This is a genomic window from Streptomyces sp. NPDC048417, assembly GCF_040651615.1.
In the GTDB taxonomy this organism is placed as follows: domain Bacteria; phylum Actinomycetota; class Actinomycetes; order Streptomycetales; family Streptomycetaceae; genus Streptomyces.
The window spans coordinates 261,274-280,026 of record NZ_JBEZKI010000005.1; the positions used below are offsets into that span (position 1 = coordinate 261,274).

At 71.5% G+C, this 18,753-nt stretch carries 20 protein-coding genes and 1 pseudogene; 7 read left to right on the forward strand and 14 right to left on the reverse strand.

Annotated features, from left to right (window positions below; genetic code table 11):
- The first annotated feature begins 114 nt into the window (after window positions 1-114).
- Window positions 115-468 (forward strand): STAS domain-containing protein, encoded by a 354-nt coding sequence (locus tag AB0D59_RS10300; protein ID WP_362563157.1) that lies wholly within the window; start codon window positions 115-117, stop codon window positions 466-468.
- Here the strand turns inward: AB0D59_RS10300 and AB0D59_RS10305 are convergent.
- From AB0D59_RS10305 to AB0D59_RS10315, 3 genes and pseudogenes are all read right to left on the reverse strand, one after another.
- Window positions 352-1,365, reverse strand: a complete 1,014-nt coding sequence (locus AB0D59_RS10305) for a sigma-70 family RNA polymerase sigma factor (protein ID WP_362563160.1) — start codon at window positions 1,363-1,365, stop codon at window positions 352-354. The two genes, AB0D59_RS10300 and AB0D59_RS10305, sit on opposite strands and share 117 nt — an antisense overlap.
- Before the next feature lie 228 nt (window positions 1,366-1,593).
- Window positions 1,594-2,504: pseudogene (locus tag AB0D59_RS10310) on the reverse strand (hypothetical protein).
- 127 nt (window positions 2,505-2,631) lie between these two features.
- Window positions 2,632-3,909, reverse strand: a complete 1,278-nt coding sequence (locus AB0D59_RS10315; protein ID WP_362563162.1) for an MFS transporter — start codon at window positions 3,907-3,909, stop codon at window positions 2,632-2,634.
- 62 nt (window positions 3,910-3,971) lie between these two features.
- On the opposite strand from AB0D59_RS10315, the gene AB0D59_RS10320 reads away from it, so the two are divergent.
- Window positions 3,972-4,925 (forward strand): LysR family transcriptional regulator, encoded by a 954-nt coding sequence (locus tag AB0D59_RS10320; protein ID WP_362563165.1) that lies wholly within the window; start codon window positions 3,972-3,974, stop codon window positions 4,923-4,925.
- 99 nt (window positions 4,926-5,024) lie between these two features.
- On the opposite strand, the gene AB0D59_RS10325 is transcribed toward AB0D59_RS10320, so the two are convergent.
- Window positions 5,025-5,789, reverse strand: coding sequence for a prolyl oligopeptidase family serine peptidase (locus AB0D59_RS10325; RefSeq protein ID WP_362563168.1), 765 nt, complete (start codon window positions 5,787-5,789; stop codon window positions 5,025-5,027).
- A 124-nt stretch (window positions 5,790-5,913) separates the two neighbouring features.
- On the opposite strand from AB0D59_RS10325, the gene AB0D59_RS10330 reads away from it, so the two are divergent.
- Together AB0D59_RS10330 and AB0D59_RS10335 are read left to right on the forward strand one after the other, a co-directional pair.
- Window positions 5,914-7,104 carry an adenosine deaminase gene (locus tag AB0D59_RS10330; RefSeq protein ID WP_362563170.1) on the forward strand — a complete coding sequence of 397 codons (1,191 nt, stop codon included), beginning with the start codon at window positions 5,914-5,916 and terminating at the stop codon, window positions 7,102-7,104.
- Between the two features lie 154 nt (window positions 7,105-7,258).
- Entirely contained in the window at window positions 7,259-7,612 is a 354-nt protein-coding gene (locus AB0D59_RS10335; RefSeq protein ID WP_362563173.1) for an ATP-binding protein, read from the forward strand.
- An 82-nt stretch (window positions 7,613-7,694) separates the two neighbouring features.
- Here the strand turns inward: AB0D59_RS10335 and AB0D59_RS10340 are convergent, their stop codons facing one another.
- The 5 genes from AB0D59_RS10340 to afsQ1 all read right to left on the reverse strand — a co-directional run bounded on the left by AB0D59_RS10340 (window position 7,695) and on the right by afsQ1 (window position 11,587).
- A complete protein-coding gene (locus AB0D59_RS10340; protein WP_089099209.1) occupies window positions 7,695-7,892 on the reverse strand; it encodes a PspC domain-containing protein in 198 nt (65 codons plus the stop codon).
- Window positions 7,893-8,003: 111 nt separating this feature from the next.
- Complete coding sequence (locus AB0D59_RS10345) at window positions 8,004-8,555, reverse strand: VanZ family protein (RefSeq protein WP_362563535.1); 552 nt, start codon at window positions 8,553-8,555, stop codon at window positions 8,004-8,006.
- Between the two features lie 199 nt (window positions 8,556-8,754).
- Window positions 8,755-9,357, reverse strand: a complete 603-nt coding sequence (locus AB0D59_RS10350) for a hypothetical protein (RefSeq protein ID WP_362563176.1) — start codon at window positions 9,355-9,357, stop codon at window positions 8,755-8,757.
- On the reverse strand, window positions 9,357-10,913 hold the full coding sequence (locus tag AB0D59_RS10355; RefSeq protein WP_362563179.1) for a HAMP domain-containing sensor histidine kinase: 1,557 nt from the start codon (window positions 10,911-10,913) through the stop codon (window positions 9,357-9,359). Before AB0D59_RS10355 ends, AB0D59_RS10350 begins: the two co-directional genes overlap by 1 nt.
- Window positions 10,910-11,587, reverse strand: a complete 678-nt coding sequence (gene afsQ1 / locus AB0D59_RS10360; RefSeq protein ID WP_174855921.1) for a two-component system response regulator AfsQ1 — start codon at window positions 11,585-11,587, stop codon at window positions 10,910-10,912. The genes AB0D59_RS10355 and afsQ1 overlap by 4 nt, the downstream gene beginning before the upstream one ends.
- 241 nt (window positions 11,588-11,828) lie before the next feature.
- Between afsQ1 and AB0D59_RS10365 the strand changes: the two genes are divergently transcribed.
- A complete protein-coding gene (locus AB0D59_RS10365; protein ID WP_362563182.1) occupies window positions 11,829-12,590 on the forward strand; it encodes a SigE family RNA polymerase sigma factor in 762 nt (253 codons plus the stop codon).
- 257 nt (window positions 12,591-12,847) lie between these two features.
- On the opposite strand, the gene AB0D59_RS10370 is transcribed toward AB0D59_RS10365, so the two are convergent.
- Entirely contained in the window at window positions 12,848-13,492 is a 645-nt protein-coding gene (locus AB0D59_RS10370; protein ID WP_362563185.1) for a uridine kinase, read from the reverse strand.
- A gap of 127 nt (window positions 13,493-13,619) precedes the next feature.
- Between AB0D59_RS10370 and AB0D59_RS10375 the strand changes: the two genes are divergently transcribed.
- A complete protein-coding gene (locus AB0D59_RS10375) occupies window positions 13,620-14,018 on the forward strand; it encodes a hypothetical protein (protein ID WP_362563188.1) in 399 nt (132 codons plus the stop codon).
- A gap of 105 nt (window positions 14,019-14,123) precedes the next feature.
- Here the strand turns inward: AB0D59_RS10375 and AB0D59_RS10380 are convergent, their stop codons facing one another.
- The 3 genes from AB0D59_RS10380 to deoC are packed head-to-tail and all read right to left on the reverse strand — an operon-like array spanning window position 14,124 to window position 17,459.
- Complete coding sequence (locus AB0D59_RS10380; protein ID WP_362563191.1) at window positions 14,124-15,029, reverse strand: aldehyde dehydrogenase family protein; 906 nt, start codon at window positions 15,027-15,029, stop codon at window positions 14,124-14,126.
- Window positions 15,030-16,487, reverse strand: a complete 1,458-nt coding sequence (locus AB0D59_RS10385) for an aldehyde dehydrogenase family protein (protein WP_362563194.1) — start codon at window positions 16,485-16,487, stop codon at window positions 15,030-15,032.
- Window positions 16,488-16,508: 21 nt separating this feature from the next.
- Entirely contained in the window at window positions 16,509-17,459 is a 951-nt protein-coding gene (gene deoC / locus AB0D59_RS10390; protein ID WP_362563538.1) for a deoxyribose-phosphate aldolase, read from the reverse strand.
- 216 nt (window positions 17,460-17,675) lie between these two features.
- Between deoC and AB0D59_RS10395 the strand changes: the two genes are divergently transcribed.
- Complete coding sequence (locus tag AB0D59_RS10395) at window positions 17,676-18,317, forward strand: PH domain-containing protein (protein ID WP_362563197.1); 642 nt, start codon at window positions 17,676-17,678, stop codon at window positions 18,315-18,317.
- A gap of 222 nt (window positions 18,318-18,539) precedes the next feature.
- Here AB0D59_RS10395 and AB0D59_RS10400 read toward each other — a convergent pair whose 3' ends face one another.
- On the reverse strand, window positions 18,540-18,710 hold the full coding sequence (locus AB0D59_RS10400; protein ID WP_362563200.1) for a hypothetical protein: 171 nt from the start codon (window positions 18,708-18,710) through the stop codon (window positions 18,540-18,542).
- Between the last annotated feature and the right edge of the window lie 43 nt (window positions 18,711-18,753).

Here is an 18,753-nt window from a genome sequence, read left to right on the forward strand (position 1 = left end):
TCGGGGCCGGTCAGGTGCAGGTCAACGTCGTGACTCCTGTGATCTGCGCGACGATCGCAGGCAGGCCCGGCACCCTACCGATGAGTTGTCGAGCCGACGGCGGTCTACCGGTTCATGGATGCCACGCCCCCCGCCGTGCTCGTGCTGCCCGGCCCCGTCGCCAAGGACGCGGTGGCCGGGCTGTGCGCCGAGGTGCGGGCGCTGCTGGCGGGCGGCGCGGCCGTGATCGTCGTCTGCGATGTCGCCGGGATCGGGCCGCCCGGGCTGGCGGCCGTCGATGTGCTGGCCCGGCTGGAGCTCACCGCCCGCCGGGCCGGAGGGCGGATACGGCTGCGGGACCCCGACCCCGCCCTATGCTCCCTCCTCCGCTTCGTCGGCCTTCGCCTCCAGGTGGAGGGGGAGGCCGAAGAGCGGGAACCAGCGCTTGGTGTCGAGGAAGAAGTGGAACCCGGTCAGCCGGCCGTCTGAGATCTCCAGGACCTGGATCGACCAGGGGCTCCAGCCGCCGGTGTCCGGGTCGGGCTTGTACTGGGCGAACCCGGGCAGGCCGTTGACCTGGACCGGGAACAGCCGGGAGCCCTCGCAGGCGGAGCCGATGGTGGTCATGAAGCCGGCGATGTCGTCGTGGCCGACGAGCCACAGGTCGAACGGCGGCATCGTCATGATGGCGTCCTCGTGGAGGAGTGCCGTCAGCGCCGTCATGTCGTAGCCCTCGAAGGCCGCGACATAGCGCTCCAGGAGCTTCTGCTGTTCCTCGTCGAGCGGGTCGGAGACCTCGGCGGCGGCGCCCGACTGCTGCTGCTCGGCCAGTGTGGCCCGGGCCCGCTGCAGGGCGCTGTTGACCGACGCGACGGTGGTGCCGAGCAGTTCGGCCACCTCGTTGGCCTTCCAGGCCAGCACCTCGCGCAGGATCAGCACCGCCCGCTGCTTGGGTGGCAGTTGTTGCAGCGCGGCCATGAAGGCGAGGCGGACGGACTCCTTGGCCACGGCTGCCTCCGCCGGGTCGTCCACGGTCGGCAGCACCCGCGCGTCCGGCACCGGCTCCAGCCAGGTGTTGTCGGGCCGGGGCGACAGTGCCGCCCGGGCCAGCGGGGTCGACTCGGAGAGGTCCATCGGGCGGGCCCGCTTGTTGCCCGCGGACAGCATGTCCAGGCAGACGTTGGTCGCGATCCGGTAGAGCCAGGAACGGAGGCTGGAGCGGCCCTCGAACTTGTCGTAGCTCCGCCAGGCCCGCACCAGGGTGTCCTGCACGGCGTCCTCGGCCTCGAACGACGAGCCGAGCATCCGGTAGCAGTACCCGGTCAGCTCGGTCCGGTGCTTCTCCAGTGCGACGTCCAGCTCCGCCGTCGCCGTGCTGTTGCTCATTTCCGTCCACCCACCCCTGTGGCCGTTCCTGTTCGCGCGCCGTTGCGCGCCAGCACTTGGAAGCTACCGCAGGCCACTGACAATGGCCCCCGGAGTGCGGAAAAGCCCAGGTCGGACCAGTTGCTTCATGGACATGAGCAGATGCTGGTGGGCCCTGCCGCAGGACAACAGCGCCCGCTGCCCCGCGCCCAGGACGGAGGTGGGGCGTCCTGACCCGGCCGGCGGCCCCTAGTTTTTCTGCAGGGTACGGGTGACACCCGTGATGAGGGCGGTCGTCAGTACCCAGCCGAGGGCGATCAGGAGGTAGGCCAGCCACTGGAGGCTGCTGTTCGGCCAGTACCAGGACGTGCGCTGGCCCAGACCACCGACGGGGATCAGGAGGTCGAGTGTGTGGATGAGGGGCTGGAACAGGGTGCCGTCGCCGCGTTGGACCGGTGTGGGGGAGTGGGTGCCGAAGGCGAGCGTGCCGAGCAAGGTCAGTGCGAGGAGCCAGACGCCGGCCAGCCAGGGGCGGTAGCCATAGCCGACGGTCACGTCGAGCAGGTGCCCCCACACGCGCGCGGCCGGGCGCAGGGTCTGACGCCGATGGCGCTGTTCGGCCAGGAGCACGCGGCGGGCGTCGTCGTCGTGGCCGGCCTTCCGGTACCAGCTCGCCAACTGTTCGTAGGGCTGGGGGTTGTAGCCCGGGCTGCGTCGTATCCACGCCACGCGGTGGGCCACGGAATCCCGCCGCTCGCCCGCCTCCGCCACCTTGATGGAGCCGTAGACGAAGCCGTCCAACTCCACCACGTCCGGCCAGCTGTGCTCGCTGTCATGCAGATAGGACACCTGCGCGCCCTGCAGGTCCACGGCGCCGGACGGTGATCGGGCGGGGGTGAAGTCGAAGTCGACGGCCTGCATCAGCGCGGCGACCAGGGACAGGCCATGACCGTCGGCCGGCCGTTCAGGAGGGCTCCTTCGAAGGTCAGGAGGAGCGTCACGATCACGGCTCCCCGCACCGTCCGCCCGGGGCCCCACTGCCCGCCCTCGGCGGCACGGTCGTCCTCGGGCGCACCCGTGCGCAGATCCACGCGGCGTGCTTCGGGGAACGCGTCCCACAGCTCACGCTCCGGAGAGGTCAACTCATCGTATGAGAGCACTCATGCAGGGTAGGGATCTTTCTTCGCGCTCGCCCTGCTTCATCGCGCACGGACCGGAGAACGGGCCATTCTGTCGGGAGTTCCAAGGGGGTGCGGTTGCGGCGCCCCGCGCCCCTGTCGGGGTGCCTCAGTGAGCGGCGGCCACGATGTGCCGTCGGGCTGCCAGGGAGCCCAGCACCGTGAGGGTCACCACGCCCAGGACGGCCAGGAGGCCGATGCCGACGGTCCCGGACCAGCCGCTCGCGTGGAAGGCCAGCGCGCCCACCGTGCTGCCCGCGCTGGAGCCGACGTAGTACGCGGACTGGTAGATGGCGGAGGCCTGGGCCCGGCCGTGGGTGGCCGTCTTGCTGACCGCCGAGGAGGCCACCGCGTGACCCGCGAAGAAGCCCGCGGTGATCAGGACGAGGCCCAGCAGGACCAGCGGGAGCGAGTCGGCCAGGGAGAGCAGGAGTCCGGCGGCCGTGGTGCCGCCGCCCAGGTAGAGGGCGCCCCGGCGGCCGAGCCGGCCGACCAGACGGCCCGCCGTGGACGCCGACACCGTACCGACCAGGTAGACGAGGAAGATCGAGCCGATGACGCCCTGGGGGAGCGAGAACGGCTCCTCGGTCAGGCGGTAGCCGATCACCGTGTAGACGCCGCCGAAGACGGTCATGAACAGCGCGCCGATCGCGTACAGGCGGCGCAGCAGCGGGTTGGCCAGATGGTCGCGGACCGTGCCGAGCAGCCGGCGCGGGTGCAGCGAGCCCGCCTTGAAGTGCCGCGGGGCGGGGAGGAGCAGCCGGAAGGCCACCGCGCAGCCGACCGCGACCACGCCGATGACGCCCACCGCGACCCGCCAGCCCCACTCCTGCGCGACCCAGCCGGTGATGACCCGGCCGCTCATCCCGCCGACACTGTTGCCCGCGACGAACAGGCCTATCGCCGTGACCAGCGCCCTGGGGCGGACCTCCTCGGCCAGGTAGGCCTGCGCCGAGGCCGGCAGCCCGGCCAGCGCGGCGCCCTGGATGCCGCGCAGTACCACCAGCACGCCCAGCGACGGCGCGAAGGGGACCAGCAGACCCACGGTCACCGCCACCGCCAGCGACGCGGTCATGACCGTACGACGCCCGAAACGCTCGGACAGGGCGCTCATCGGGATGACGAACAGCGCCAGACCGCCGGTCGCCGCCGCCACTGTCCAGCTCGCGTCGCTCGCGCTCACCCCGAAGCCGTCCGAGATGAGCGGCAGCAGCGCCTGCGTGGAGTAGAGGAGGGCGAAGGTCGCGACACCGGCGAGGAAGAGGGCGAAGCTCATCCGGCGGTAACCGGGACCGCCCGGGGTCATACGGGAATCGGAGGCGTCGGAGGCGGAGACGGTCGCTGCGGCGCCCACGGTGGTGGACGCCCCGGTACTGGCGGGAGACATGCCTCGAACGTACGGACCCCTTTTTGATCCGTCCAATGCATGGAATCGCCATAATCGTTCCCATGGAGCATCAGCAGAGGTCAGCGAAGCGCCTGTCGCCGGACAGTGACACGGAAGACATGACGATGTTGCTGGCTCCACGCCTCGCGTACTTCGCCGGCGTGGCCCGCACGGAGCATGTCACCAGGGCCGCGCAGGAACTCGCCGTCCCCCAGTCCACGCTCTCCCGCGCGATGGCCCGCCTGGAGCAGGACCTCGGCGTCGACCTCTTCACCCGGCACGGCCGCACGGTCTCCCTCACCCCCGCCGGCCGCACCTTCCTCACCTCGGTCGAACGCGCCCTCGCCGAGGTCCGGCGCGCCGCCGACGAGGTACGCGCCGACGCCGACCCCACCACCGGCAAGGTCGCCTTCGGCTTCCTGCACACGATGGGCGCGGAGACCGTCCCCGGCCTCCTCCAGGCCTTCCGCGTCGACCACCCCCGGGTCCGCTTCGGTCTCGTCCAGAACTACGGCGAGGCGATGATCGAGAAGCTCCGGGCGGGCGAACTGGACCTGTGCCTCACCTCCCCGGTGCCGGACGCCCCCGACCTGGTCGCCCGTCGCCTGGACGAACAGAAGCTGCGCCTGGTGGTTCCCGCGGACCACCCACTGGCCGCCCGCAGGCGCATCCGCCTCGCCGAAGCGGCCGACGAGACGTTCGTGACCCTGGAACCGGGCTACGGTCTGCGCCGCATCACCGACGACCTGTGCCAGGAGGCCGGCTTCCGCCCGCGGATCGCCTTCGAGGGGGAGGAGGCGGAGACCTTGAGGGGCTTGGTGGCGGCCGGGCTGGGGGTTGCGTTGCTCCCCCCACCCGCGTTTCCCCGCCCGGGAGTCGTGGAACTGACGGTCACGGCGCCGAGGGCGGCGAGGGAGATCGGCGTGGCATGGCTCCAGGGCCATCCGGACACGCCCCCGGTGACGGCCTTCAAGCGCTTCCTGCTGTCGAGAAGGGGCAACCTGCTCCCCACCTAGGGCACAGCGCGCCCCTTCAGGGGCGCGGGGCTGTGTCCGACAAGCGCCTACCGCCGCGTGGGCGCGACCAGCCGCACACGACCCGCACCGAACCGGAGATCAGCCCTTACGAAGCGACCGCCCGAAGCCCGCCGCAAGCGGCATCCGCAACCCGATAGGCGGCGGCGCAGCCAGCGCATCCTCCACCGGCCGGGAAACCGCGTACCCGTACAACGCCCCCATGACGAAGTCCGAAGCGAGAGCGAGGACTTCGTCCCGGTGCTGATGCAGCCCGTGCCCGTCCGAGTGCACCTCGAACCGGCACACCTCCCGGTTCGCCTTCTTCGCCCGCGCCGCCAGCCGGAACGACTGCTCCGGATCGGTCCGTTCGTCGGTCGTGCCGTGCACGATCAGCACCCGGCGCCCCACCAGCTGCCGTACCGGTTCCTCGGGCGCCGTCTCATCCGCCTCCGGCAGCCAGGGGGCGATGGAGACGACGGAGTTGACGGCCTCGTGGCCGCCCGCGCGCAGCGCGGCCCGGCCGCCCATGCCCAGACCCAGCAGGCACACCGGGACATCGCCGTACCGCCGTACCACCTCGTCGGCCGCCCAGTTCGCGTCCCCCGCGAGATGCGCCTCGTCGCCGTTCCAGCCGCGGTAGCGGTAGTGGACGATGTGCGCGGCCAGCCCCTCGTCCCGGCCGTCCCGGGCGAGCCGGCGTCCGAGCGCGCGGACGAAGGGCGTCGCCCATACGAGGGACGGTTTGCGGGCGGAGACCTCCTCACCGCCCGGGAGCAGCAGGACCGCTCCGCTCACCGTCGTCGGCTCCTGGCCGACTGCCCTGCCCAGCCTGGCCGTTCGGACCGGCGTCGATTGCTGTGCCATGACAGAACAGTGTCAGAAGAAGCGGTGTACGCGACCCGTCCGTGCGGTCACCGTTGCGTATCGACGGGAAACGGAATACGCGGAGTACCGAGCGATCTACGCGCGTAGGAGTTACAGTGCGGAAATGACGAGCCAGAGCATCGCGAACACCCCGACGCCGGAGCAGATCCGCCGGGCACCGAAGGTTCTGCTGCACGACCATCTCGACGGCGGTCTGCGCCCCGGCACCGTCGCCGACCTCGCCCTGGAGACCGTCCCGCACAGCCCGAAAGGCGTGGGAGGTGCCCCCACCGCCGGGCTTCCCGAGTCCGATCCGGGCAAGCTCGGTGTCTGGTTCCGGGAGGCCGCCGACTCCGGTTCGCTGGAGCGGTACCTGGAGACCTTCTCGCACACCGTCGGGGTCATGCAGACCCGGGACGCCCTGGTGCGGGTCGCGCGCGAGTGTGCGGAGGACCTCGCCGAGGACGGCGTCGTATACGCCGAGGTGCGGTATGCGCCCGAGCAGCACCTGGAGGGGGGCCTGTCCCTCGAAGAGGTCGTCGAGGCCGTCAACGAGGGCTTCCGGCAGGGCGAGGCGCTCGCCAGGGAGGGCGGCCGGCGGATCCGGGTCGGCGCCCTGCTCACCGCCATGCGGCACGCGGCCCGCTCCCTGGAGATCGCCGAGCTGGCCAACCGCTACCGGGACCTGGGCGTCGTCGGCTTCGACATCGCCGGCGCCGAGGCCGGCTACCCGCCCACCCGGCACCTCGACGCCTTCGAGTACCTCAAGCGCGAGAACAACCACTTCACCATCCACGCCGGGGAGGCCTTCGGACTGCCGTCCATCTGGCAGGCCCTCCAGTGGTGCGGCGCCGACCGGCTCGGCCACGGCGTGCGGATCATCGACGACATCCAGGTCCACGAGGACGGCACGGTCAAGCTCGGCCGCCTCGCCTCCTATGTCCGTGACAAGCGGATCCCGCTGGAGCTGTGCCCCAGCTCCAACCTGCAGACCGGGGCCGCCGACTCCTATGCCGAGCACCCGATCGGGCTGCTGCGCCGGCTGCACTTCCGGGCCACCGTGAACACGGACAACCGGCTGATGTCCGGGACCAGCATGAGCCGGGAATTCGAGCACCTCGTCGAGGCATTCGGTTACACGCTCGATGATCTGCAGTGGTTCTCCGTCAATGCGATGAAATCAGCGTTCATTCCTTTCGATGAACGACTCGCCATGATCAATGACGTCGTCAAGCCGGGTTATGCGGAGCTGAAATCCGAATGGCTGTTCAAGCAGACCGCCTCCACCAGCGGTTCTGTCGATCCGCAGGGCTGATCGGATGACACGACAGGGTTCGGAAAGCGGACGGGATCCCGCCGGCCGTCCGCATTCCGGTGTTTGCGGTGGGTGGTCCGGCATGTTTACGGTCGTGGACCGCTCAGCGCGTTTTTAAAGATCCCCGTCGCCATATTCCAAGGACGCATCAACGATGAAGCAGTCTGCTGCCAAGACCCTCGGTGTCGCCGCTCTCGGTGCCGCCTTCGCCGCCGCCGGCGCGGGCGCGGCCAATGCGGCCCCGGCCGTCCCGGACTCCTCGCAGGCCCTGGACACCGTCACCAAGACGCTGCCGGCCGAGAACGTCTCCAAGGCCCTGCCGGGGGCCGGTGAGGCCCTGGCGCAGGGGCAGACCGCCCTCGCCGCCGGTCTTGCCACCGCCCAGCCGGCCGCCGAGCAGCTTCTCGCCGGTGGCCCGACCAAGCCCGTCGCCGGCCTCCTCGGCGGACTCCCGGTCCAGGGCATGCCCACCCACGGCCTGCCGGTGAACGGGATTCCGCTCGGCTGACCTCTCCCCAGCCGATCGGCAACGCCGTTGGGGCGCCCCGGAATCCTCCGGTGCGCCCCAACGGCGTTGCCGTGCCCAGGTGTTACCAGGCGGTGGCCTTCTCCTCCGAGGGGAGGAGGATCCACAGCGCGATGTAGAGCAGGAACTGCGGACCCGGCAGCAGGCAGGACAGCAGGAAGATCACCCGCATCGTGGTCGCGGAGGTGCCGAAGCGCCGGGCCAGCGCGGCGCACACTCCGCCGATCATGCGGCCATGGGTGGGGCGGGCGAGGCTGGACATCCGCGTCTCCTTTGTGAGTGTCCGGTGCTGTGAGCGTCCGGTTCGAGGCGGCCCGTGCGGCCCCTCAGCTGACCTCCACGGTACGGAGACGAACCAGGTCGAAGCGTCGCTCTACGGGGCGATCCCGACCCTGGGAATCGTCGGGGTACGACCCTGAGCCGCGTCCTCCTGGGGGAGGGCAGCGGGCCGCCGCCGCGCACGCTGCCTGCGGAGCCGGGCGCGGGCCGCCGGGACCACCGCCAGCTGCGCGACGATCACGCCGACCGTGTTGAGGAGGATCGAGTCGACGTCCACCACCCGTCCCGGCACCCCGGTCTGCAACAGGGCTATGCCGAGCGAGATCAGGGCGCCCGCGGCGGCGGTACGGATCAGGGAGGCGAGCGGGGAGACGCGGAGCCGGCCGTGCACCATCGGGAGCAGCACGCCCAGCGGGGCGAGCAGGGCGAGGCCCTCACCGATCCGGTGGGCCGCCTCGCGCGGGCCCAGCGCCAGGTCGGCGCGGATACCGGCGAACGGGTGCAGGTTGGCGGGCATCACCCACGGCACGTCCAGTGGCCGCAGCATCAGCCAGGCGACGAACGCGAGATGTGCGACAAGGAGGACACCCCCTGCCACACGGACGCGGATCGCGGCGCTGCCGCCGATGGAGCCTTGACGCTGCACGCCCCCGTAGACGCGCCCGCGCACGCGAACGGTTCCGGATACGGGGGTGAGGCCTCGGACACACGGTCCCCAAGGCACGCCCCGCAGGGGCGCGGGGCGGTACCGGTATGCGGCTCCGCCGCGTGGGCGCGACAAGCCCCCACCGGCCCGCACCCGCCGCACGACCTGCTCCGGCACCCCGTGAGGCGCCGAACACCCCTCACCCAGAAGAAACCTCTGTGGCCGGCGGCCGGTTCCCGCTCGGCGAGTTCCGGACCGCGTCCGTGCACTCGTACCGCAGCAACGGCTCCCGCCCCGGCCCGCCCAGGATCACCGAACCATCGCCCTCGGCCGCGGCCGAGTCGGAGAGCGTGCACACGATCTGGCCCAGCGCGTACGCCGTCAGCTGCGCCGGCGAGGTGCTCAGCCGCAGCGTGTCCTCGGGGTCCCCGGCCCGGGGCCCGACGACCGACATCCCGCCGCGCACGTACGTCGTGTAGCCCGCCGCCTTCTCGGCGGCCGTGGGTGTCTCCGCGAGCTCGTCCAGCAGCCCCTGGGCGACGATCACCCGCCGCTGCGCGTCCGCCGTACCCTCCGGGACCCGCACCTCCCGGTCCACGGTCACCAGCGAGGAGCCGCACAGCAGGAACACCTGCACCGGCACCCCGCGCGCGGACTGCGCCGACAGATCCGGCTGGGTCATCGAGCACGGCACCCGCGAGGGCGCCCCGCCGAAGTCGGTGGGCACCTCGGTGGCCCGGATCCCGCACCCGGAGAGCGCCAGCGCCAGTCCGGCGACGGCCAGGAGTCTTCGTACGTGCATCAGGCGTCCTTCTCCCCGGCGTCCTGGCTCTCCTCGGTCAGCGCCGAGGCGTCCCGGGGCAGCCGCAGTGTGAACACCGCACCGCCCTCAGGGGAGTTGGCGGCGGTGATCGTGCCGCCGTGGATACGGGCGTTCTCCGTCGCGATGGACAGGCCCAGGCCGCTGCCCTCGGAGCGCGGCCGGGAGGCGCTCGCCTTGTAGAACCGGTCGAACACGTGCGGCAGGACGTCCTCGGGGATGCCCGGACCGTGGTCGCGTACGGCGACCACCAGGTCCTCGCCGTCGATGCGTACCGACACCCGTACCGGCGAACCGCCGTGCTTGAGCGCGTTGCCGATCAGGTTGGCGAGGATGACGTCGAGGCGGCGCGGGTCGAGGCGGGCGTGGACACCGCGCTCGGCGTCCAGGTCCACCGCGTCCAGCCAGGCACGGGCGTCGATGCAGGCGGTGATCTGGTCGGCGATGTCGACGTCGTCGAGGACCAGCCGGGCCGTACCGGCGTCGAAGCGGGTGACCTCCATCAGGTTCTCGACGAGGTCGTTGAGGCGGCGCGTCTCGCTGACGACCAGCCGGACGGCGGGCTCGATCATCGGGTCCATCGACCCCGACTCCGCCTCCAGTTCCTCCTCCAGGATCTCGGTCACGGCGGTGATCGCGGTGAGCGGCGTGCGCAGTTCATGGCTCATGTCGGCGACGAAGCGACGCGAGGCGTCGTCCCGCGCGGCCATGTCGTCGACCCGTTTCTCCAGCGCCTCGGCCGCGTCGTTGAACGTCCGCGAGAGATCGGCGAGTTCGTCCGTCCCCGACACCCGCAACCGGGTGTCCAGCTTGCCCTCGCCGAGCCGCCGCGCGGCGACGCCCAGCCGGTGCACGGGCTTCAGCACGGTGGTGGCGGCGGCCTGCGCGAGCAGCGCCGAGCCGATGAGCGCGAGCCCGGTGGCGATCCCCAGCGACCACGCCAGCGAGTTGAGGTCCTTCGCCTCCGGCTCCAGGGACTTCATCATGTAGCCGGACGGCCCGCCGCCGATCAGCCGCGTCCCGGCCACCAGGTACGGCGTGCCGTGGTCGACGACCCGCTGCCAGTACAGGTGGTAGGCCGACTTGTTGGAGTCGGTCAGCTTCTGCTGTTTGTCGACGGCCTCGCGCAGCGACCGGGGCACGTCGTCGAGCGCGAACGCGCTCAGCCCGTCCGAACTGCCGTACACCGTCTTGCCGTCCGGGTCCTGGCCGACCAGTAACACGCTGAAGCGCTGGCTGCTGTTGGCCATCTGCCCGGCCGTGCGCTGGAGTTCGTCCTGGCTGGGATGGATGGGCAGCACGCCGGCCCGGTTCTGCATCTCCTGCTGGAAGTCGCGCAGCACCGCGTCCTGGGTACGGGTGAGCACGGCCTCGCGGTTCAGCCAGTACGCGATGCCGGACGCGGACACGGCCGCGGTCAGCGCGACGAGCCCGAAGACCACGACGAGTCGCAGCCGCAGGCTGGTGAAGCGCAGCCGGGACACGGCTCCCTTGCGATCCACGGCCCAGCCGCGGAAACCCCCTTGCCGGTCCGTCACTGAGGAGCGTCCAGGCGGTAGCCGACACCACGGACGGTACGGATCAGGGTCGGAGAGGAGGGCACGTCCTCCACCTTGGCGCGCAGCCGCTGCACACAGGCGTCCACGAGCCGGGAGTCACCGAGGTAGTCGTGCTCCCAGACCAGCCGCAGCAGCTGCTGCCGGGACAGCGCCTGCCCGGGCCGCCGGCTCAGTTCGAGCAGCAGCCGCAGCTCGGTCGGCGTCAGCTGGAGATCCTCGCCGTTCTTCGTCACGGTCATCGCGGACCGGTCGATGACGACGTTGCCGTAGGTCGCCGAGTCGCTGGACTCCCGCTCCCCGCGGCGCAGCACGGCCCGGATCCGGGCGTCGAGCACCCGGCCCTGGACGGGTTTGACGACATAGTCGTCGGCTCCGGACTCCAGCCCGACCACCACGTCGATGTCGTCGCTGCGCGCGGTCAGCAGAATGATCGGCAACTGGTCCGTGCGCCGGATCCGCCGGCACACCTCGAACCCGTCGATGCCGGGCAGCATGACATCGAGGACGATCAGATCGGGCCGCTGCTCGCGCAACAGCTTCAGACCGTCCTCACCGGTCGCAGCGGTGGCCACCCGGTGCCCCTGGCGCGTCAGAGAGAGCTCCAGGGCCGTACGGATGGCGTCGTCGTCCTCGATCAGCAACAGGGAAGGCACGGGCTCATTCTGGCCCATGCGGGCCCTGTCGTACGACCTGTGCGGCTGGTAGCCGCCCGCAAAACTCTCTAGCGCCACCATCTGTGCATCGTGTGTGGACTCTCTGTGCCGAACCCCTGTGACAGGTCTGTGACAGTCGGCGGATACGGCCGTGAAGGTGGCCCGGCAGAGTTCTCGGCACAGGCAGGGAAACCCGCCTGAGCAAGCCGAACTACCGGAAGTCCACGACGGGGGGCGCGAGATGAACACGCTGCACAGCCACAGCACCAGCGCAGTTGTCACGCGCCTGCACGACGTGCACCGGGGTTCCGAGAAGTCCGGTGCCGTGAGCGGGCGGGGGTGCGCTCGCGGCACCGGGCGTCAGCACACCGCCTTCATGACGGTGGTTGACGGCTTCACGGGGGAGCCCGCGGCGGTGGCCGCCATGGGCACGGCCGGGGGATCCGCATACGGGGAGGACCCGGGGGAGCGTCGCTCGCTGACCGAGGCCGAGTTCACCGCCTACGTCCAGGAGCGTCGCGCCTCCCTGTACGCGACCGCATACCACCTGACCGGTGACCGCTTCGAGGCCGAGGACCTGCTGCAGAGCGCGCTGTTCTCGACGTACAAGGCGTGGGACCGGATCAGCGACAAGGCGGCCGTGGGCGGTTATCTGCGGCGGACGATGACCAACCTGCACATCAGCGCCTGGCGGCGCCGCAAGCTCAACGAGTACCCGACCGAGGAACTGCCGGAGACGCCCGGTGACACGGACGCGATGAGCGGCACCGAGCTGCGCGCGGTCCTGTGGCAGGCGCTGGCCCGGCTCCCCGAACTCCAGCGCACCATGCTGGTCCTGCGCTACTACGAGGGCCGCACGGACCCGGAGATCGCGGAGATCCTCCACATCAGTGTCGGCACGGTGAAGTCCAGCATCTGGCGGTCGCTCCGCCGGCTGCGCGAGGACGAGGTCCTCAGCTTCGGCCGTGACGAGGAGAACGCCTTCGGGGAGCTTGTCGCCTGAAGGTAACGGGATCCGGGGGGATCCCGACGGGGAGGGCCCGGGGGGACTCACGGGGGACGCGAGTCAGGGCCCAAGGGGGAAGCGAGTCCGGGGGGACTCACGGGGGAAAGCGCGGGGGAGCTCCGCCACGGGGGACACGGGGGTGTTCGGCGGAGCGACGGGGAGCGGGACTGGAGGGCCGGGGGGTCCATCCAGTCCCGCGCCTCTTTGCGCCCAGGGCCGCTCTCGCGGACGTGGTCGCTCGCCGTCGTGGTTCCTCAGTTGATGGTCGCGGTGGTCGTCGCCGTGCCGTGATGTCCGACGGCTGCCGAGGCCAGCCGGCCCAGCGCCTCGTCCCGGTCGCACGGGTGCGCGCCCAGCGACACCTGGCGGGCCACGATCGCCCGCTCCGCGCGCATCAGCCGCCAGCCGCGGCGCAGCAGGAACGGCACCGACTTGCGGCCCTCCTTGAGATCGCGCAGGAAGCGCCGCCGGAAGGTCCGCATCGGGCCCCGGTTCAGGCAGAGCGCGTCGGCCAGCAGCCCCAGTTCCCGGCAGCGCTCCACTATCTCGGCGGCGAAGATGCCCTCCGCGATGAACAGCGGGGTACGGCCGATGTACACCGTCTCCTCGCCGGTACGGGCGCTCAGCGCGATGTCGTACAGCGGAACCGGCGTCGATCCCGTGGCACAGAGCTGGGCGATGGCCGCGACCGCGACCTCGGCGTCCCAGGACTCCGGGTGGTCCCAGTCGATGTCCGAACTCCCCGCCACCAGCGGCAGGGTCGGGTCGTCGCCCTCCTTGTAGAAGTCGTCGAGGCGCAGTACGGGCAGCCCGGAGCGGGCGGCGACGAGTGACTTGCCCGAGCCGGAGGGGCCGCACAGCAGCACGACACGGGCGGGGGACGGCGGATGAATGCTCACGGAACACCAGTTTGACGCATGGGGGGCCTCCTGCCGACCCCGCGGGTCGGCTTTGGAGCGCGAGTCACACCTCAACTACCCTGAGTGCCGAACTGATTACTCTGAGCATCCGAAGGTGGCATCAGCAATGGCCCGAACCGCGTCCTCCCCGACTCCGACCGCCCAACGCGCCCTGGTCGCACTCGCCACGGCAGGGGTCGCGCTCGGCGCGGGCGCCGCGACGGCCGCCGCGGACACCCAGCACGTCACGGACCCGTTGGTGCGGACCCGGCCCACCTCGCTCGGTCACATCGACCCGAAGGCGGGCGTGCGGGCGCTGGGGGCTGTACTGCCGTATGTCACGGGCCCGGTGACGGGGCTGAAGCCCAACCCGCTGGCGGGCACGGGTGTCGACCCCCTGGACAACGGGGTGGGGACGCAGGTGGCGGACTTCCAGCCGCTGACGTCGAAGATGCTGACGGGGCCGGTGGCACAGGCGCCGTCGGTCGGGGCGATTCCGGTGGCGGGGCCGGTGCTGGGGGGCTGAGCGCGGTGGGGAACTGCGGGCCCGCCGTGGCCGGTCGCGCAGTTCCTCCCCCAGCCTTCGGCCGGGGGCACCCCCAGCGCCCCTGGCGGGGCGCTTCAGCGTGCGTCAGTAGGAAGAGCCGGACGCTCCCAGCGCCCCGGTGGGGTGCCACACCGTCTTCGTCTCCAGGAAGGCCGTGAGGCGCTCGGTTCCCGGGGTCTCGGCGTAATCCACAGGCTGTGGACGAAGGACGCGCTTGAGGTTGTCGGCCGCCGCGATCTCCAGTTCCTTCGCCAGCGCCTCGTCGGCGCCCGCGAGGTCGATCGCGTTGACGTCCTGGTGGGCGGCGAGCGGCGCCGCGATCTCCGCCGTACGGCCGGAGAGGACGTTGACGACTCCGCCGGGGACGTCGGAGGTGGCGAGCACCTCGGCCAGGGAGAGGGCCGGGAGCGGGGACTTCTCGCTGGCGACGACGACCGCCGTGTTGCCGGTCGCGATCACCGGCGCGACCACGGACACCAGGCCCAGGAACGACGACTCCTGCGGGGCGAGGACCGCCACCACGCCGGTCGGCTCGGGGGAGGAGAGATTGAAGAACGGGCCCGCGACCGGGTTGCCGCCGCCGACCACCTGGGCGATCTTGTCGGTCCAGCCCGCGTACCAGACCCACCGGTCGATGGTGGCGTCCACGATCGCGGCCGCCTTGGACTTGCCGAGGCCCTCCGCGTCCGCGACCTCGCGCACGAACTGGTCCCGCCGGCCCTCCAGCATCTCCGCGACGCGGTAGAGGACCTGGCCCCGGTTGTACGCCGTCGCGCCGGACCAGCCGCCGAACGCCTTGCGCGCGGCGACCACCGCGTCCCGGGCGTCCTTGCGGGAGGACTGCGGTGCGTTGGCCAGCCAGTTGCCCTTTGAGTCGGTCACCTCGTACACCCGGCCGCTCTCGCTGCGGGGGAACTTGCCCCCGACGTACAGCTTGTAGGTCTTGAAGACGCTCAGACGCTGCTGCTCGGACTTGTCGACTGCGCTCATTTATCGCTCGCCCTCCTGGCTCGACGGGGCGAGGTACGCCTCCAGACCGTGGCGGCCGCCCTCGCGGCCGAAGCCCGACTCCTTGTACCCGCCGAACGGCGAGGTGGGGTCGAACTTGTTGAACGTGTTGGACCAGATCACGCCCGCGCGCAGCTTCCCGGCGACGGCGAGGATCCGCGAACCCTTCTCGGTCCAGATGCCGGCGGACAGGCCGTAGGGCGTGTTGTTGGCCTTCGCCACGGCCTCGTCGGGCGTGCGGAAGGTCAGGACCGACAGGACCGGTCCGAAGATCTCGTCGCGGGCGACGGTGTGCGCCTGGGTGACGTTGGTGAAGAGCGTCGGGGCGAACCAGTAACCGGCGGACGGGATCTCGCAGGCCGGGGACCAGCGCTCGGCGCCCTCCGCCTCGCCCTGCTCGACGAGGGAGGTGATGCGCGCGAGCTGCTCCTCGGAGTTGATCGCGCCGATGTCGGTGTTCTTGTCCAGCGGGTCGCCGAGGCGGAGGGTGGACAGGCGGCGCTTCAGGGAGTCGAGCAGCTCGTCGTGGATCGACTCCTGGACCAGCAGACGGCTGCCGGCGCAGCAGACCTGGCCCTGGTTGAAGAAGATTCCGGTGACGATGCCCTCGACGGCCTGGTCGATCGGGGCGTCGTCGAAGACGATGTTCGCGCCCTTGCCGCCCAGTTCGAGGGTGAGCTTCTTGCGGCTGCCCGCGACCGTGCGCGCGATCTCCTTGCCGACGGCGGTGGAGCCGGTGAAGGCGACCTTGTTCACGTCCGGGTGGGCGACGAGCGCGGCGCCCGCGTCACCGTAGCCGGGGAGGATGTTGACGACGCCCCTGGGCAGGCCCGCCTGGCGGCAGATGTCCGCGAAGAAGAGGGCGGACAGGGGCGTGGTCTCCGCCGGCTTGAGGACGACCGTGTTGCCGGTGGCCAGCGCCGGGGCGATCTTCCACGCCAGCATCAGGAGCGGGAAGTTCCAGGGGATGACCTGGCCGGCCACGCCGAGCGGGCGGGGCTCCGGGCCGAAGCCGGCGTGGCCGAGCTTGTCGGCCCAGCCCGCGTAGTAGAAGAAGTGCGCGGCGACCAGGGGGAGGTCGGCGTCGCGGGTCTCCTTGATGGGCTTGCCGTTGTCCAGCGTCTCCAGGACGGCCAGCTCACGGCTGCGCTCCTGGATGATCCGGGCGATGCGGAAGAGGTACTTGGCGCGCTCGGAGCCCGGCAGCGCGGACCACTTCTCGAAGGCCTTGCGGGCGGCCCTGACGGCCCGGTCGACGTCCTCGGCACCCGCTCGGGCGACCTCGGAGAGGACCTCCTCCGTGCTGGGGCTGACGGTCTTGAAGACCTTGCCGTCGGCCGCGTCGGTGAACTCGCCGTTGATGAAGAGGCCGTAGGCGGGCGCGATGTCGACGACGGAGCGGGACTCGGGCGCCGGTGCGTACTCGAATGCGGTGGTCATCTTTTCCTTGGCCATGGTCGATCAGTCCACCGTCACGTAGTCGGGGCCGGAGTAGCGGCCGGTGGCCAGCTTCTGACGCTGCATCAGCAGGTCGTTCAGGAGCGAGGAGGCGCCGAAGCGGAACCAGTGGTTGTCCAGCCAGTCCGCGCCCGCCGTCTCGTTCACCAGGACGAGGAACTTGATCGCGTCCTTGCTGGTCCGGATGCCGCCGGCGGGCTTGACGCCGACCTGGACACCGGTCTGCGCGCGGAAGTCGCGCACGGCCTCCAGCATGAGCAGGGTGTTCGCCGGGGTCGCGTTCACCGCCACCTTGCCGGTGGAGGTCTTGATGAAGTCGGCGCCCGCGAGCATGCCCAGCCAGGAGGCCCGGCGGATGTTGTCGTACGTCGACAGCTCGCCGGTCTCGAAGATGACCTTGAGCCGGGCGGCGCCCGAGGCCTCCTTCACGGCGACGATCTCGTCGTACACCTTGCGGTAGTTCCCCGCGAGGAACGCCCCGCGGTCGATGACCATGTCGATCTCGTCGGCGCCCGCGGCCACGGCGTCCCGCACGTCGGCGAGCTTGACCGGCAGCGCCGCGCGGCCCGCCGGGAAGGCGGTGGCGACCGAGGCGACCTTGACACCGGAGCCGGCGACGGCCTCCTTCGCGGTGGCCACCATGTCGGGATAGACACAGACGGCGGCCGTGGCGGGGGTCGTACGGTCCGTGGGGTCCGGGTGGACCGCCTTGGCGCCGAGCGCCCGGACCTTGCCCGGGGTGTCCGCGCCTTCCAGCGTCGTCAGGTCGACCATCGAGATGGCGAGGTCGATGGCGTACGCCTTCGCGGTGGTCTTGATGGAACGGGTGCCGAGGGAGGCGGCACGCGCCTCCAGGCCGACCGCGTCGACGCCGGGCAGCCCGTGGAGGAAGCGGCGCAGCGTGCTGTCGGACGCGGTGACGTCAGCAAGTGCGTGGGGTGCGGTGGTGGGCATGGTCACCACCCGAGCATATCTACGCGCGTAGCGGCTGTACACCCCGGAGGCGCGGTTCTTCTTGGGGGCGGCAGGCTTCGCACCCTGAAGGGGCGCGGGGCCGCGTCAACCTGCGGCTCCGCCGCGGGACGCGACCAGCCGCAGACGGCCCGCACGCGCGCACGACGGCGGTGCCCCCACGGCGCTGCGGCGCGAGCCTGAGGCACAATCGGCGGCATGACCACGCCCCTCGTCAAGGACCGCATCTACCGCTCGCCCCAGGCGCTGATCGGCGGCGTACTCCTGCTCGCCATCGTCGGCTGGCTGGGCATCGACGCGCTGCTCCGGGGGCACGGCCACACCCCCTGGCTCGCCCTGGCCGCGATGATCCTGCTCGTGCCGCTGGTGGTGGCGTTCACCCTGCGCCCGGCGGTGTTCGCGGGCGAGGACCGGCTGCGGGTACGCAACCCGTTCCGGGTGATCACGCTGCCGTGGGGGGAGATCGCCGCCCTGCGCTCCGGCTACTCGAACGAGGTGATCGACAAGTCGGGCGCGAAGTACCAGCTGTGGGCGGTCCCTGTCTCCCTGCGGAGCCGCAAGAGGGCGGCGCGCAAGCAGACGAGGGCGGAGTCGGACGCGCGGGGCGGACGGACCGGGTCCGCCGGGCGCGTGTTCGGAGGCCTGCGGGAGTCGGAGGGCGTGTCCGGGCCGGTGCGCGCGGAGACCGACAAGATCATGGACGACCTGCGGCGGCTGCTGGAGCAGCGGGGCGAGGCCGAGTCCGCACAGGGCGAGATCACGGTCCGCTGGGCGTACGAGGTGGCCGCACCGGCGATCGCGGGAGCGGTGCTCCTGGCGATCCTGCTGGCGATCGGCTGACCGAGCCCGGTCCGGCACCCGCCGGCGCCTCCTGAGGCGCATCGCGTGCGGGGCCGCGCCGCTTGCGGCTCAGGGTGTTCTCGGCGGGGGCTCGGGCCGGGCTCGGGGCCCCGCCGGGACTCTGCCGTCTGCCGCCTCGCGCGACCGGGGCCGCACGCTCGGTGCCGAGCCCCCGTCGTGGGTGGCCCGGCACCGTGGTTCAGGGGTTCGCTCCGGCGGGAGTCAGCGGACGTCGACGTAGTCGGACGGGGAGACCGCGGCGGCGGTCGTGGCCGTGCCGGCGCAGGTCCACCGGTGGTCGCCGTCGAGGTACGCGCGGACCGTCGCCGGCCGGCCGGCGCGCTCTCCGGCCGCCAGCAGCAGCGCCTGTGCATCGCGGGGCTGGGAGCGCATCGCTGCCGCAGTCCCAGCGTGCGGTCGCCCCTTCGGTCCTGGG

Bases quoted from the DNA above. Each gene is read 5' to 3' on its own strand.
- AB0D59_RS10300 (WP_362563157.1), top strand. From the start codon at position 115: ATGGATGCCACGCCCCCCGCCGTGCTCGTGCTGCCCGGCCCCGTCGCC.
- AB0D59_RS10305 (WP_362563160.1), bottom strand. From the start codon at position 1,365: ATGAGCAACAGCACGGCGACGGCGGAGCTGGACGTCGCACTGGAGAAG.
- AB0D59_RS10315 (WP_362563162.1), bottom strand. From the start codon at position 3,909: ATGTCTCCCGCCAGTACCGGGGCGTCCACCACCGTGGGCGCCGCAGCG.
- AB0D59_RS10320 (WP_362563165.1), top strand. From the start codon at position 3,972: ATGGAGCATCAGCAGAGGTCAGCGAAGCGCCTGTCGCCGGACAGTGAC.
- AB0D59_RS10325 (WP_362563168.1), bottom strand. From the start codon at position 5,789: ATGGCACAGCAATCGACGCCGGTCCGAACGGCCAGGCTGGGCAGGGCA.
- AB0D59_RS10330 (WP_362563170.1), top strand. From the start codon at position 5,914: ATGACGAGCCAGAGCATCGCGAACACCCCGACGCCGGAGCAGATCCGC.
- AB0D59_RS10335 (WP_362563173.1), top strand. From the start codon at position 7,259: ATGAAGCAGTCTGCTGCCAAGACCCTCGGTGTCGCCGCTCTCGGTGCC.
- AB0D59_RS10340 (WP_089099209.1), bottom strand. From the start codon at position 7,892: ATGTCCAGCCTCGCCCGCCCCACCCATGGCCGCATGATCGGCGGAGTG.
- AB0D59_RS10350 (WP_362563176.1), bottom strand. From the start codon at position 9,357: ATGCACGTACGAAGACTCCTGGCCGTCGCCGGACTGGCGCTGGCGCTC.
- AB0D59_RS10365 (WP_362563182.1), top strand. From the start codon at position 11,829: ATGAACACGCTGCACAGCCACAGCACCAGCGCAGTTGTCACGCGCCTG.
- AB0D59_RS10375 (WP_362563188.1), top strand. From the start codon at position 13,620: ATGGCCCGAACCGCGTCCTCCCCGACTCCGACCGCCCAACGCGCCCTG.
- AB0D59_RS10380 (WP_362563191.1), bottom strand. From the start codon at position 15,029: ATGAGCGCAGTCGACAAGTCCGAGCAGCAGCGTCTGAGCGTCTTCAAG.
- AB0D59_RS10385 (WP_362563194.1), bottom strand. From the start codon at position 16,487: ATGACCACCGCATTCGAGTACGCACCGGCGCCCGAGTCCCGCTCCGTC.
- deoC (WP_362563538.1), bottom strand. From the start codon at position 17,459: ATGCCCACCACCGCACCCCACGCACTTGCTGACGTCACCGCGTCCGAC.
- AB0D59_RS10395 (WP_362563197.1), top strand. From the start codon at position 17,676: ATGACCACGCCCCTCGTCAAGGACCGCATCTACCGCTCGCCCCAGGCG.
- AB0D59_RS10400 (WP_362563200.1), bottom strand. From the start codon at position 18,710: ATGCGCTCCCAGCCCCGCGATGCACAGGCGCTGCTGCTGGCGGCCGGA.